Origin of the sequence: Lactonifactor sp. BIOML-A5 (assembly GCF_009677585.1) — a bacterium.
Taxonomy (GTDB): Bacteria; Bacillota; Clostridia; order Lachnospirales; family Lachnospiraceae; genus Lactonifactor.
This window is the reverse complement of sequence record NZ_WKYV01000001.1, coordinates 192,611-207,166: the sequence shown is the minus strand read 5'-3', so window position 1 is coordinate 207,166 and position 14,556 is coordinate 192,611. Positions and strand designations below refer to the sequence as shown.

The window sequence follows — 14,556 nt, the reverse complement described above, 5'->3', positions numbered from 1 at the left end:
TAAATAAGAAGAAAAGCTATATACTAGACGAGAATAAAACAAAAGAATGTGAATGAGGTGTATTAGGATGGATGCTAAAATGGTATTTCCTGTGCTGATTGCCTTTGCGATCAGTGCATTGCTGGGACCGATTATCATTCCTTATCTCAGAAAACTGAAGATGGGGCAAACGGAACGGATCGACGGCGTACAGTCCCATTTAAAAAAAGCGGGTACCCCCACGATGGGAGGACTTATCTTCCTGCTTTCAACAGTGGTGACCTCACTGCTGTATGTAAAGGACTACCCAAAGATTATTCCTATCCTATTTTTGACGCTGGGATTTGGAATCATTGGGTTTTTGGATGATTATCTGAAAGTGGTGCTGCGGCGGTCTGACGGACTGATGCCGTCCCAAAAGTTTGCTCTTCAGCTGGTAGTAACCGCTGTTTTTACGTTTTATGTGCTCAACTTTACGGATGTTTCTCTGACTATGAGAATCCCTTTCTGGAGAGGGCATTACTGGAATATTGAATGGCTGGCGATTCCTCTTTTGTTCCTTGCGGTAATCGGTACCGTAAACGGAGTGAACTTTACCGACGGTCTGGACGGATTGGCATCCAGCGTAACCATTATGGTGGCTACCTTTTTCTCGGTGGTAGCCATCGGAGATAAAAGCGGAATTGAGCCCATTACCTGCGCGGTGGTGGGAAGCTTGATGGGATTTTTGCTTTTTAATGTATTCCCAGCCAGGGTTTTTATGGGGGATACGGGTTCCCTTGCCCTGGGAGGATTTGTGGCCGGAACCGCCTATATGCTTCAGATGCCGCTGTTTATCCCTATTGTGGGACTGATTTATCTGGTGGAGGTACTGTCGGTGATGCTTCAGGTATCCTATTATAAGGCAACGGGCGGAAAACGTATTTTTAAGATGGCACCCATTCACCATCATTTTGAATTGTGCGGATGGTCGGAGACTAGGGTGGTGGCTGTATTCTCAATTGTAACTGCCCTCCTCTGCCTGATTGGGTTTCTTGCACTTTAGATAAGAACGGTATGGAATGACAATTTCCTGACAGGGAAAAGGATAAGAAGAAAGGAAATAAGGAGTATGAATTGGAATGGCAAAAAGGTAATGGTATTTGGTACGGGAATCAGCGGCATGGGTGCGGCCCGTCTGCTGGAGGATGTGGGTGCCGGTGTTGTGCTGTATGACGGGAATGAGAAACTGGATAAAGCACAGATAGAAGCAAAACTTCCAAAGGGCAGCAAAGCACAGGTGCAGATTGGAGACATGCCGGAGGAATTACTGCAAACCTTTGACGCGGTTATCATGAGCCCTGGCGTCCCATTGGATATTCCTGTGGCAGAGCGGGCAAAAGACAGGGGAATTCCCGTTTGGGGAGAGGTGGAATTGGCGTACCAGGTAGGCAGAGGCTCGGTACTGGCTATTACAGGAACGAATGGAAAGACTACAACAACGGCGTTAACAGGGGCCATAATGAGGGACTATGCATCCAGTGTATTTGTTGTGGGGAATATAGGAACGCCTTACACATCAGTGGCTTTGGAAACCAAGGAGGAAAGCTTTGTTGTAGCCGAGATAAGCAGCTTTCAGCTGGAGACTACAGAAACCTTTGCACCAAAAGTAAGTGCGATTCTGAATATTACAGAGGATCATCTGAACCGTCATCACACAATGGAGGAATACATACGTGTGAAGGAGCTGATCACAGCAAACCAGAGACCGGAGGATGTGTGCGTACTGAATTATGAGGATGAGGTTCTCCGGGAATTTGCGGGATGTATGAAGCCCTCTCCCTGCTTTTTTTCCAGTGTGCGCAAACTTGACAGAGGGATTTACCTGGATGGGGACAGGATTGTGCTGAAGACGGACAAGGAGGAGATATCTGTTGTTAAAACTCAGGAACTTCAGCTTCTTGGACAGCATAACTATGAAAATGTAATGGCTGCTGTGGCTATAGCTTATCATGCAGGTGTTCCTGTAGAGAGCATTCGGAAAAGTATCTGCGCTTTTACGGCAGTGGAGCATAGAATTGAGTTTGTGACCGAAAAAAATGGTGTCCGGTACTATAACGACTCCAAAGGGACCAACCCGGATGCTGCCATTAAAGGGGTTCAGGCGATGAACCGGCCGACTCTTCTGATTGGTGGGGGTTACGACAAGAACTCTTCCTACGAAGACTGGATCCGGTCCTTTGAGGGAAAGGTGCGCTATCTGGTACTCATCGGACAGACAAGGGAAAAGATTGAGAGGGCTGCCCATGCATGTGGTTTTACAGACACTATCCTGGCCAAAGACCTGGAGGAGGCAGTAAAAATCTGTGCACAAAAGGCTAATCCCGGGGATGCGGTTCTCCTCTCACCTGCCTGCGCCAGCTGGGGGCAGTTTGACAATTATGAACAAAGAGGGAATATGTTTAAGGAATACGTACATACACTGTAAGTAAGGATATGGAACTGCGGCGGGGCTTTCCCGGTCCGCGGCAGACAGGAAGTGATTGCTTGCAGAAAGACACAGAACCCAAGCGCCAGGCAGATGAGCTTCTGCTGATTTTGGTTTTGTTTCTGGTAGTGTTTGGATTAATTATTTTATATAGCACAAGTGCATATAATGGGCGGGTGAAATTCGATGACCCCGCCTATTATTTTAAGAAACAGCTTTTTGCGACCGCTCTGGGGCTTTTGGGGATGTACATAAGTTCCTGCGTGGACTATCATTGGCTGGCAAAATACGCCCCCTGGGGATATCTGGCTTCTCTGCTGCTTTCTCTGGCGGTATTATTCTTTGGGGATGAGTACAATGGTTCGAAGCGGTGGCTGTCTATAGGTCCTCTGTCCTTCCAGCCAGCGGAATTTGCAAAAGTAGCAGTGATCCTGCTTCTTGCATATGTTATCAGTAATTCAAAAAGTAAAAAGAACGGCCTGCTTTCCATGGGAAAGATCATGCTCCTGATCCTTCCTATTGTAGGGCTGGTAGGCACAAACAATTTAAGTACGGCTATTATTATACTGGGAATAGCCGTAATTTTAATTTTTGTGTCCAATCCCAAGTATCTGCCTTTTATATGGATCGGAGGGCTGGGGATTGCATTTGTGGGAATTTTTCTCAGCATGGAGAGCTACCGCCTGGAGCGGCTGGCTATCTGGAGAGATCCTGAAAAATACGACAAAGGCTTTCAGACCATCCAGGGACTATACGCCATAGGAAGCGGAGGTATCTTTGGGAAAGGTCTGGGGAGCAGTCTCCAGAAGCTGGGGTTCGTGCCGGAGGCCCAGAATGACATGATTTTCTCCATTATCTGCGAGGAGACGGGGCTGGTAGGCGCCTGTATTCTGATTCTCGTGTTTGGGCTTTTAATCTGGCGTCTGATGGTGATTGCCACTCATGCCACAGATCTGCTGGGGGCATTGATAGCCATTGGTATTATGGGGCATATGGCGATCCAGGTAATTCTGAATATAGCAGTAGTTACCAATACAATACCCAACACAGGCATTACTCTCCCTTTCATAAGTTATGGAGGTACCTCGGTGCTGTTTCTCCTAAGTGAGATGGGGCTGGCGCTGTCGGTCAGCCGTTATCAGAAGTAACCCTTTGAGGAACCCTGCATACTATAGTATATAAGAGCAAATAGGAGTGTATTGGTTGGACAGTATCAGAATCGTGGGAGGAAAACCACTTCAGGGTTCCATTGCTATACAGGGTTCCAAAAATGCAGCGTTGCCTATGATGGCAGCCACTCTGTTGCAGGAAGGTATCTGCGCACTGAAGGGCTGCCCCAGAATAGCAGATGTAAAATATATGGAAGAAATACTCCGATCTCTGGGTGCACTTGTGTGGTGGGAGGGCGATACGCTGTATATCGACAGCACCTCTGTCACAGGAACAGAAATACCCAGGGAATATGGGGAAAAAATGCGCTCCTCTGTGGTTGTCATGGGGAGCCTTCTGGGAAGGATGGGAAAAGCTAATATTCCCTATCCGGGAGGCTGTGTGATAGGTTCCAGGCCTATAAACCTGCATCTTCTGGCACTAGCCAGGCTGGGAGCCGCTATAGAGGAAATAGACGGAATACTGCATGTAACTGCGAAAGAATTAAAGGGAGCGGATATCTTCTTCAAAAAGGCAAGTGTAGGAGCCACACAGAATGCGCTTTTGGCTGCCGTGAAAGCGAAAGGAGATACCAGGCTCTCTGGATGTGCGGCAGAACCGGAAGTAGTATGGCTGTGCCGTTTTCTAAATCAAATGGGGGCAAGAATAGAGGGTACCGGTACGGACACGCTGCGGATCCGGGGCGTCAGTTCCCTGCACGCAGTGGAGTTTGACATCCCGGCTGATCGGATTGTGGCAGGCACCTATGTATGTGCCTGTGCTGCAACCAGGGGAGATATTATTCTGGAAAATCCCCCGATAGAAGAAATGAATGCCTTGCTGGAGGCTTACGAGAAAATGGGTGGACAATATGAAGCAAAAGGTGGTAAACTGTTTCTGTGCGGCAGAAAGGTGGATACGCCTGTTTCTTATTTGGAAACCCAGGTTTATCCAGGATTCCCCACGGATATGCAGTCACCGCTGATGGCTGTTCTGGCATCGGTGCCCGGAAAGAGCCATATCAGAGAGACTGTATTCGAGGACAGATTCAAAGTGGCTTCCCAGCTGACAAAGATGGGGGCCAGAATTGTAATTGACGGCAGAGATGCCATTATTGAAGGAGTACCCCGTCTTCAGGGCGCGCAAGTGTTTGCCCAGGAGCTCAGAGGGGGTGCTGCCCTGGTAATTGCCGGATTAGGGGCCTGTGGAACTACTTATATTAACAACAGACATTTCATTGAGCGGGGATATGAGCATATATGCGATGACCTGGCATCTTTGGGAGGCAATATCCGGAGAGACTAAAGGGGATTGGTATGAAGGAATCACAATACAGAAAAAAGATTGATAAAAAGATATTTCGCATCATTGTGGCCGGTATTCTGGGAATTATACTGTTAAGCGTGATTGCTTTTTTTGTCTGCTTTCGGATTACGGAGATAGAAGTGGACGGCAATCACCATTATACAGAGAAGGAAATCCAAAAGATGGTCATGAAGGGACCTTTTAAATCCAACTCTATATTATTTCCAATGACAGATATAGAGGAAAATACAAAAGATACTCCCTTTATTCAAGCCATTACAGTGGAACGGCTGTCACCCAATAAAATAGCCATCCATGTAGTGGAAAAGGAGCTCATTGGCTATGTGCCCTTTCTGGACGGGTACATGTACTTTGATAAAAAGGGAATTATTGCAGAAAGTACCGTGGAACCTTTGGAGGGGGTCCCCTACATTGAAGGGCTGGAATTCGATCATGTGGCTCTAAAGGACAAGCTTCCCATAGACAACGAAGATATTTTTAATACAATCCTGAGCCTGAGCCGTATGATTGCGAAAAACGAGATAGAACCAGACAGGATTGTACTGGATAAGAAATATAATATTACCTTATATTATGGGGATATACAGGTGACTATGGGAGAAGACAGCTATCTGGAAGAAAAGGTTACCCACCTTGCGGCAATTCTTCCGTATCTGGAAGAGAAAAAGGGGCTGTTGCACCTGGAAAATATAACCAATGATGCAAAAAACGTTACCTTTGAAAAAGATGTGGCATCGGATTCTGACGAGGACAGCCAGGATTCCGGGGAAAAAGACAAAACCATAGAGGCAGAATCCACAGATTAAGAACGAAATATGTCATAAAAAAGAATAATTTATAAAAAAAAGGAAAAATCGAAATTTGTGGTTGATAAATTGAAGAAAAAAATATATTATATATCTATATGCAAGCATCACAGGAACTAATACGACAATCCATTTTTGAAGGGTTAAAATTATACGAGGGTAGTTTAAAGGAGGAAGCACTTTGTTAGAAATCATGACGAACGAGGCGGAATCATCTGCAAAAATCATAGTAATTGGTGTAGGTGGCGCTGGAAATAATGCAGTCAACAGAATGGTGGAAGAAACCATCGGCGGAGTAGAATTCGTAGGAGTCAATACAGATAAACAAGCCCTTACTTTATGTAAGGCACCAACCGTTCTTCAGATCGGTGAAAAGCTGACAAAGGGTCTGGGAGCAGGCGCGAAGCCGGAAATCGGCGAAAAGGCAGCGGAAGAAAGCGTCGAAGAGCTGAGACAGGTTATGCAGGGTGCGGACATGGTATTTGTAACTTGCGGTATGGGAGGCGGCACAGGAACCGGTGCGGCACCAATCGTAGCCGGATTGGCGAAAGAGATGGGGATCCTTACGGTAGGTGTTGTAACAAAACCTTTCCGTTTTGAAGCTAAGACACGTATGAGCAATGCCCTGTCAGGAATTGAGAAGTTAAAAGACCATGTGGATACTTTAATTGTAATCCCCAATGATAAATTGCTGGAGATCGTAGATCGCCGCACTACAATGCCGGAGGCACTGAGAAAAGCGGATGAAGTGCTGCAGCAGGCAGTGCAGGGCATTACGGACCTGATTAATCTTCCCGCTCTGATTAACCTTGACTTTGCCGACGTGCAGACGGTTATGACAGACAAGGGTGTGGCTCACATTGGTATCGGTGAGTCAAAAGGCGATGAGAAAGCTCTGGAGGCAGTGCAGCAGGCAGTTGCCAGTCCACTTCTGGAGACCACCATCGAAGGTGCTTCCCACGTGATTATCAATATCTCCGGAGATATCTCTCTTATGGATGCCAATGATGCCGCAAGCTATGTGCAGGAACTGGCAGGGGAGGATGCGAACATTATCTTCGGTGCTATGTACGATGATAAAGAAGCAGATTACGCAAGGATTACGGTTATTGCTACCGGATTGGATGACGCTACCACAAGAACGGCCAGTGTATCCAGAAATGCAAAGAGAAGCGCAGAACAGAAGAATGCACAGCAACAGCAGCAGAAAGCGCCGGCGTTCAAACAGCCGACCTTTAATCAGCCTGCATTTAACCAGCAGCCGGTTCAACAGCCAGTACAGCAGCCGGTATTTACACAGCCTACATTCACGCAGCCGACCTTTACATCACCGCTGCAGCAGAATCAGGCACCTACTACAAGTAATGTACCTAAGAAGGACATTCAGATTCCGGATTTCCTGAAGAACAGAAATAAATAATTGGGAAAGACTGCCGTGTGATATGCGGCAGTCTTTTTTTGCTTTAGTGGGATGATAACGTAGGATTTCTCTCACCTGGTTATGGAAAAGTTCCAGGAGGTAGATTTATCCCAAACATCGAGCTAATAATAGTGCTAAGCAGGATGAAAAGTGTACAACTCCCGACCTTCCCCACCCGTTTTCCGTGAATGTGATGTGAGTATCTGTCAGGTAAAGGGAGGCGGTCATGGCCCCATGACCGCCTCCCTTTACCGTCCGTCCGTGACACTTGCCAACGATTTTATTCGAGCTTTACATACACAAAACAATTACACAAAACTATCACTCAGAAAAATATTTCTCTTTTATCACATCCACCGGCATTTCTCTGCCAGTCCACAATTTAAAGGCCTCCGCACCCTGGTACAGCAGCATATACATGCCGTTAAAGGTTGGGCACCCCCGCTCTCTTGCCATGGATAGCAGTTTGGTTTCCCTGGGGTTATAAATGATATCGCCCACTGCCAGATGGGGCGTCAGAAGTGAGGCGTCTTCGATAATGGAATTTCCGGTATGCGGAGCCATGCCTACGGAGGTAGCATTTACCAGAAGAGCGCTTTCTTCCAGCGCTTTTTTTAGTGCAGGGAGATCCCCGTTTTCATGAAGAATGACGGTACAGGCAGTTTTTTGATGGATTTTCTTAATCATTTCCTCTGTGCGGTTCCAGAAGCGGCTGGTAGGGCGTGCGAATATGTGTATTTTTTTTACTCCGTCCAGAGCCGCCTGGGCACAGATTGCGGCGGCGGCGCCGCCGATTCCCATGAGCGTCATGGTTTTGCCTGTGATTTCATGGCCGGCATCCTTTACGGACTGCATAAAGCCATAGCCGTCCGTATTGTATGCAGTGAGAATCCCATTATCGTTTACAATGGTGTTGGCGGCTCCTATGAGCTGCACGGACAGAGAGAGCCTGTCAGCCAGTTGAACAATTTTATTTTTGTTAGGCATTGTGAGGTTAAAACCCCGGATGCCGGTCTGGCGGAGTCCGCGGACAGCTTCCTCAAGGGTGTCTTCTTTGACGTCAAAACATAGGTATACGTAGTCTAATCCCAGAAGGCGGAAGCTTTCATTGTGCATTAAGGGTGAGATACTGTGGGTTACAGGGCTTCCCAAAAGGGCGGTCAGACGGGTATGGCCTGTAATGGGTATATAATCCGGTGTTGTATTCATATGTAAATGATCCTCCGTTTGTATTATGTGAATATCTTAGTTTAGGATTGGGCGGCTGTCAAGTGATTCAAATGTTGGACGCCTGTCTGGATGCGTGCTATAATGGCATCAGAATTGATTCAGGAGGTCGTATGTGGAAATGACGGATATAGTATGTGTGAAAAAACTTAGAATCGGGGAAGGGATCCCTAAAATATGCGTCCCTATAGTAGGGGACACCTGGAAAAAGATTTTTGATGAAGCGGATAAGATAGCAGAGACCTCCCCTGACCTTGCAGAGTGGCGCTGTGATTTTTTTCAGGAGATAGATTGTCCGGAGCGCGTGAGAGAAGTTCTAAATGGGGTGGAGATGCGCCTGAAAGGGATTCCCCTTCTCTTTACGTTCCGAAGCAGGGAGGAAGGAGGAGAGAGAACCATGGAACCGGACAGCTACAGAAGATTAAATCTTATGGCGGCGGAGACCAAAAAAGTGGATCTTGTGGATGTTGAATGCTGCAAAGATCCGGAAATGTCGAAAAGACTGATAAGGGAGCTCCATGGTTTGGGAGTAAAAGTGGTAGGATCCTCCCATAATTTCCAGGAAACCCCTGAAAAGGATGAGATCATCCGGCGGCTTATGCAGATGGATGCGGTTGGGGCGGATATTGTAAAATTGGCCGCCATGCCAAAAGATGAAGGGGATTTGCTGAAAATTTTGTGTGCAACTAATGAAGTAAAAGGGAAGACAAAAAAGCCGGTGGTTACCATGTCTATGGGCCAAAAGGGAGCTTTGAGCCGTATCTGCGGCGCTGTCTTCGGTTCCGCTATCACCTTCGGCAGTATGGGACAGGCGTCTGCACCCGGGCAGATACCTGTGGAAGAACTGCGCGGACTGCTGGCGAATATCCATCAATACTGTCGATAAGATTTTTAAGTTCAGGCTGTGGTTTTGACAAAATTAACACCCTCTATCACCTATAATGAACAGTGCTTATTCCAATAAGTACGCATTCATAGGTTATAGGGGGTGTTTTGTGTACTATGAAATATACATAGACGTTCTGTTTGTGGTGAATATGGTAATGGACTACTTTTTGCTGCGTCTGGTAAACAGGCTTTTGGGAGGCTCTGCCACATGCCTCAGAAGCCTTGCGGGAAGCGCGATCGGTGCGGCGGGTATGTGCCTGGCGGTCTTACTGCCCTTTAGAAGTATATGGATAATTTTGCTGTTTATGCATGGGTTTATCGGTATCTTGATGGTTCGGGTGGGATGTGGCTGCAAAGGGATAAAACGTATGGTTCGGGGAGTACTTACATTATATCTTGCTGCCTTTCTGGCGGGGGGCCTGATACAGGCGCTTCTGGAGACTACCAGACTGGGAAACTGGGCAAGAGAAATACTGTTGGGAGAAAGTCCTGGTGCAGTAGGAATTCGGACGTTTTTATTTCTTAGTATAGTAAGCTACTGGGCAATTATCATAGGAATAAGACTCTACGGATACCTGAAAGCTAAGGTATCGGAAATCTACGACATATCTCTTTATGTCAATGGGAAATGTGAGAGGGTAAAAGGACTTTACGACACAGGAAATCATCTGCAGGATACGGCGACTCATAAACCTGTATCTGTAGTAGAGTACCAGGCGGTGAAAAAACTTCTGAGTGAGGAACAGGATATGCAGCTGCAGAATATGATGCAGTTTGGGGAGAGTGGAGATGCGGTAGAAAAGATGCATCCCCATTATGTCCTGTACCATTCTGTTGGGAAAGAACAGGGCTTGCTCCTGGCAGTGACTCTGGATATCCTGTGTGTTTCTTTGGATAGCGACAGTAAGCTGATTCAACGGCCGGTGGTGGCCTTGACAGGTGATAAACTGTCACAGGGCAATAAATTTCAAATGATTATTAATCCAAAAATCATAGACAATTGAGGAGGTTTCTTATGTATATGGACACAGCTGTGCAAAAACAAGTTCGGTTTCCTATGCTGGGATTTTCGAACATTATATTTTCAAGAGGAAAAGAAATTCACTATATCGGAGGTGCTGAGGTGCTGCCGGCGCCTCTGGATGCCCAGTCAGAGGCGGAAATGATAGCGGCGCTTCAGTCTTCGGGAGGGGAAGAGGCAAGATCCAGACTGATAGAGCACAATCTCAGACTGGTAGTGTATATAGCAAAAAAATTTGATAATACAGGGGTCGGGGTGGAGGATTTGATCTCTATCGGCACCATTGGGCTGATCAAAGCAATTAATACCTTTAACCCTACCAAGAAGATTAAGCTGGCTACTTATGCATCCAGGTGTATTGAAAATGAAATTCTGATGTATCTGAGAAGAAATAACAAAACGAAGATGGAGGTCTCTATCGATGAACCTCTGAATGTGGACTGGGATGGGAATGAGCTGCTTCTCTCTGACATTCTGGGCACTGATGAAGATGTGATATACCGGGATATAGAAAATGAAGTGGAGCGAAAGCTGTTAGGCAAAGCCATCGGAAAATTGTCTGCAAGGGAGCAGACCATTATCAAGCTTCGCTTTGGAATAAATATGCCTGACGGAAGGGAAAAAACGCAGAAAGAGGTAGCGGATCTTCTGGGTATTTCCCAGTCTTACATATCCAGACTGGAAAAAAGAATTATGAAAAGGCTGAAAAAAGAGATCGTCAGATATGAATAGAGGTTTGCCCTTGACAAGAAATGTCAAGGGCTTTTATTTTTTATATTTTTTTGGAAATCGTATATTTCCATCTCTTTGTGAGAATCATTTTAATTAGTAAAACTGATTAGGAGGATTCTTACTATGGCACTGAACAAAGTTGAAATATGCGGCGTGAATACGGCAAAGCTTCCTACTCTGACAAATGAAGAAAAGGATGCTTTGTTTGAGAGAATAAAGGCGGGTGATACAGAAGCCAGAGAACTGTACATTAAGGGAAACCTCAGGTTAGTGTTAAGTGTAATCAAAAGGTTTTCGGGAAGCAATGAAAATGTAGATGATTTGTTTCAGATTGGCTGCATAGGACTGATAAAGGCAATCGATAATTTTGATACTACCTTAAACGTGAAGTTCTCTACTTATGCGGTGCCTATGATAATAGGTGAGATCCGTCGTTACCTGAGGGACAACAACAGCATACGGGTAAGCCGATCCCTCAGGGATATTGCATATAAAGCTATTTATGCCAGAGAGAATTATGTGAAAAAGAATCTGAAAGAACCAACCATCAATGAGATTGCCAGTGAGATTGGGATCGAAAAAGAGGATATCGTATACGCTCTGGATGCCATACAGAGTCCCGTGAGTCTGTACGAACCTGTCTATACAGAAGGGGGAGATACCTTGTATGTGATGGATCAGATCAGTGATAAAAAGAACAAGGAAGAGAACTGGATAGAGGACTTGTCTCTCAGAGAGGCGATGAAGAGACTGGGAGAGAGGGAGAGATATATTGTACAGCTGCGCTTCTATGAGGGGAAGACACAGATGGAGGTAGCGGAAGAGATCGGTATCTCCCAGGCGCAGGTGAGCAGGCTGGAAAAAAATGCGCTGAAGAACATGAAAAATTATCTCCGGTAGATTTGTTTTCTGGGGACTTTACTATACAGATCAATTTTAGGCTGGGTTTGCGGCAGATGCGCATTCCCCAGCCATTTAGAGAGGAGCCGGCGCAGAATACTTTGACAGTTATCTTTGGGATACAGTATAATACCATAATAACGATTGTTGAGAACCAAAGGGACGGAGGTTAGACATGGTATCCATGGAAAGGGCCCAGGAATTGCTGGAAGAGCTGGTACAGGAGATTCCCGGGGAGTATTACATAGAATTAAACGGTGGTGTAAACTTAAGCCCTGCTGTCAGGCTGAGTCCGGCAGCACAGAATCACGATCTGTATATTATGGGCCAATATCATAAGAGTTCACATCTGGGAAGAATTATCACAATCTATTACGGTTCTTTTGCAGCGCTATACCCTGAGTCTTCCGAGAGCCTTTGGAAGAAAAAACTGAGGGAGACTCTGCGTCATGAACTGACTCATCATCTGGAATCTCTGGCAGGGGAAAAGGATTTGGAGATAGAGGATGCCAGAAAGATTGCAGGATATCTAAACAGGAATAAGCGCTGAGGGAATGCCAGGGAAAAATCCGGAGATACTAACCAAAAAGGTGTAAGGTTATACCGAGAAAGGGAAGATATCGATGGAAAAATTGTTTTATCACGGTTCTGTCATAACAATGGAAGAGGATGGACTTTATGCGGAGGCGGTCCTGATAAAGGACGGGAAAATCCTTTTTGCGGGCAGCCTGAAGGAGGCAGAGGCAAAAGCGGAAGCCCCGGAGAAAATTGACTTGAAGGGACACACTCTCCTGCCGGGATTTATTGATGCCCACAGCCATTTCACAGGTGTCGCCAACGGATTGCTGCAGATATCCCTGGAGGCGTGCGGCAATTTTAAGGAGATAGAGAAAACGCTGAAACAAGAGCTTGAGGCAAGAAAACCGGCAGAGGGCAGCTGGATTCTTGTGAGAGGTTATGACCATAACCGGCTGGAGGAGAAGAGGCATCCCAGTCTGGAGCTTCTTGATCGTGTAGCACCGGAACATCCTATGGTAGTGCAGCACCAGTCCGGCCATGTAGGGATTTTCAACACCGCAGCCATGAAACAGTTGGAGATTGGGGCGGATACAGTAGTCCCTGAAGGCGGCGTAATAGAGAAGAAGGATGGGAAGCTCACCGGCTATATGGAGGAGAATGCGTTCCTGGAGTATCTAAAAAAGATACCTCTCCCCTCTGCAAAGGAGCTTTTAGACGCCTATATACGTGCCCAGGAAGTGTATGCTTCCCATGGCATAACCACAGTACAGGAGGGGATGCTAACAGAGGAGATGCTCCCTCTGTACCAAGAACTTCTGAAGTCTGGCTGTCTGAAGCTGGATCTGGTGGGATATGCCGATGCAGGCAAGGGGGAGGAGATAGCCCGGAAGCTTGCGGGCTATCTGCACACCTACAAGGGCCACTTTAAGCTCTGCGGGTATAAAATATTTTTAGACGGATCCCCCCAGGGAAGGACTGCCTGGCTGAGAGAACCGTATGAAGGGGAAAAAGAGTACCGTGGATATCCAGCTGTGAAGCAGGCTGATGTAGAAGAAACTGCAGGGATGGCGGAAAAGAACCATATGCAGCTTCTGGCTCACTGCAATGGTGACGCCGCCTGTGCTCAGTATCTGAAAGCGGTGAGGGCTGTGGAAAGCCGGCCGGGGGAAATGTTTTCCGCCTTGCGGCCGGTGATGATCCATGCCCAGATGCTGGCAAGAGATCAGATGGAAGAGGTGAAAAGATTGCAGGTGATTCCCTCCTTTTTCATTGCCCACATCTATCACTGGGGAGATACACACATTAAGAATCTGGGAAGCAGGCGGGCGGCATACATTAGTCCTGCAGGTTCTGCTTCCCGGATGGGGATTCCATTTACATTTCATCAGGATTCGCCTGTCATTTCCCCGGATATGATGGAGACCCTGTGGTGTGCAGTTAACAGGAGAACAAAGGACGGCTGTGTGCTGGGAAAGGAAGAGCGGCTTGATGTCCTAACTGCTCTGAAGGCAGTGACGGTGTATGGTGCGTATCAGTATTTTGAGGAGACAGAAAAGGGGACGCTGTCTCCGGGTAAGAAGGCGGATCTGGTGATCCTGGATCAGGATCCTCTGAAAGTCCCGCTGGAAAATTTGAAAGATATAAAAGTACTGGAGACAATAAAAGAAGGAGAAACCATTTATCGGCTATCCCTTATGTAAAAACTTCTCTTCCTGTATTTCCACTAAGATAATGTCTTCTCCAATCTGGGTAATACATTTCCATGGAATTACGAATTCGCTCACCGGTCCGAACAAATTACAGATTTTACCGGGCACAGGTATTATGATTGCGGTGATGCAGCCCGAATCCGGGTCAAATTCCAAATCCACAGGGCATCCCAGACTTTTGCAGGTGCAGACATTTATGACTTCTTTCTGCTTTAATTCACACACGCGCATAGGCAGGCCTCATAAACAGGGGATTTTATACTATTATATGGGAAGTATCTCCATTTATACCCTCCTTTCATTGACGAACAAAAGGGGATGTATTATACTTTACTTAGTATAAACAGAAGGGTTGGACACAAGATATAGTCCATTATATGTATTACGTACAGGGAAAAACAGGAGGTACTGTC

General features: G+C 46.4%; 14 protein-coding genes. 12 read left to right on the top strand and 2 right to left on the bottom strand.

Going from position 1 to position 14,556, the window contains the following annotated elements; genetic code table 11:
• The first annotated feature begins 67 nt into the window (after positions 1 to 67).
• From mraY to ftsZ, 6 genes are all read left to right on the top strand, one after another.
• Positions 68 to 1,024 (top strand): phospho-N-acetylmuramoyl-pentapeptide-transferase, encoded by a 957-nt coding sequence (gene mraY / locus GKG41_RS00895; RefSeq protein ID WP_072848270.1) that lies wholly within the window; start codon positions 68 to 70, stop codon positions 1,022 to 1,024.
• A 66-nt stretch (positions 1,025 to 1,090) separates the two neighbouring features.
• A complete protein-coding gene (gene murD, locus GKG41_RS00890; RefSeq protein WP_072848269.1) occupies positions 1,091 to 2,446 on the top strand; it encodes a UDP-N-acetylmuramoyl-L-alanine--D-glutamate ligase in 1,356 nt (451 codons plus the stop codon).
• Between the two features lie 59 nt (positions 2,447 to 2,505).
• Positions 2,506 to 3,594 (top strand): putative peptidoglycan glycosyltransferase FtsW, encoded by a 1,089-nt coding sequence (locus GKG41_RS00885; RefSeq protein WP_226902877.1) that lies wholly within the window; start codon positions 2,506 to 2,508, stop codon positions 3,592 to 3,594.
• A gap of 55 nt (positions 3,595 to 3,649) precedes the next feature.
• Entirely contained in the window at positions 3,650 to 4,900 is a 1,251-nt protein-coding gene (gene murA / locus GKG41_RS00880; RefSeq protein WP_154256386.1) for a UDP-N-acetylglucosamine 1-carboxyvinyltransferase, read from the top strand.
• A gap of 11 nt (positions 4,901 to 4,911) precedes the next feature.
• A complete protein-coding gene (locus GKG41_RS00875; RefSeq protein WP_154256384.1) occupies positions 4,912 to 5,727 on the top strand; it encodes an FtsQ-type POTRA domain-containing protein in 816 nt (271 codons plus the stop codon).
• A gap of 181 nt (positions 5,728 to 5,908) precedes the next feature.
• Positions 5,909 to 7,147 carry a cell division protein FtsZ gene (ftsZ, locus tag GKG41_RS00870; RefSeq protein ID WP_347563273.1) on the top strand — a complete coding sequence of 413 codons (1,239 nt, stop codon included), beginning with the start codon at positions 5,909 to 5,911 and terminating at the stop codon, positions 7,145 to 7,147.
• A 321-nt stretch (positions 7,148 to 7,468) separates the two neighbouring features.
• Here the strand turns inward: ftsZ and aroE are convergent, their stop codons facing one another.
• A complete protein-coding gene (aroE, locus tag GKG41_RS00865; RefSeq protein ID WP_154256382.1) occupies positions 7,469 to 8,356 on the bottom strand; it encodes a shikimate dehydrogenase in 888 nt (295 codons plus the stop codon).
• 139 nt (positions 8,357 to 8,495) lie between these two features.
• Between aroE and aroD the strand changes: the two genes are divergently transcribed.
• The 6 genes from aroD to GKG41_RS00835 all read left to right on the top strand — a co-directional run bounded on the left by aroD (position 8,496) and on the right by GKG41_RS00835 (position 14,134).
• Positions 8,496 to 9,260: a type I 3-dehydroquinate dehydratase gene (gene aroD, locus GKG41_RS00860; RefSeq protein ID WP_072848735.1), complete on the top strand. Its 765-nt coding sequence runs from the start codon at positions 8,496 to 8,498 to the stop codon at positions 9,258 to 9,260.
• 109 nt (positions 9,261 to 9,369) lie between these two features.
• Complete coding sequence (locus GKG41_RS00855; protein ID WP_173015483.1) at positions 9,370 to 10,266, top strand: sigma-E processing peptidase SpoIIGA; 897 nt, start codon at positions 9,370 to 9,372, stop codon at positions 10,264 to 10,266.
• Positions 10,267 to 10,319: 53 nt separating this feature from the next.
• Complete coding sequence (sigE, locus tag GKG41_RS00850; RefSeq protein WP_341443331.1) at positions 10,320 to 11,015, top strand: RNA polymerase sporulation sigma factor SigE; 696 nt, start codon at positions 10,320 to 10,322, stop codon at positions 11,013 to 11,015.
• Between the two features lie 123 nt (positions 11,016 to 11,138).
• The gene (sigG, locus tag GKG41_RS00845) at positions 11,139 to 11,915 is read left to right on the top strand and encodes an RNA polymerase sporulation sigma factor SigG (RefSeq protein ID WP_072848260.1); all 777 of its coding nucleotides are present in this window, start codon (positions 11,139 to 11,141) and stop codon (positions 11,913 to 11,915) included.
• A gap of 175 nt (positions 11,916 to 12,090) precedes the next feature.
• Complete coding sequence (locus tag GKG41_RS00840) at positions 12,091 to 12,465, top strand: metallopeptidase family protein (RefSeq protein ID WP_072848259.1); 375 nt, start codon at positions 12,091 to 12,093, stop codon at positions 12,463 to 12,465.
• A gap of 73 nt (positions 12,466 to 12,538) precedes the next feature.
• Positions 12,539 to 14,134, top strand: a complete 1,596-nt coding sequence (locus GKG41_RS00835) for an amidohydrolase (RefSeq protein WP_154256378.1) — start codon at positions 12,539 to 12,541, stop codon at positions 14,132 to 14,134.
• On the opposite strand, the gene GKG41_RS00830 is transcribed toward GKG41_RS00835, so the two are convergent.
• A complete protein-coding gene (locus GKG41_RS00830; RefSeq protein WP_072848256.1) occupies positions 14,120 to 14,374 on the bottom strand; it encodes a YlmC/YmxH family sporulation protein in 255 nt (84 codons plus the stop codon). The genes GKG41_RS00835 and GKG41_RS00830 overlap by 15 nt on opposite strands.
• Positions 14,375 to 14,556 lie beyond the last annotated feature (182 nt).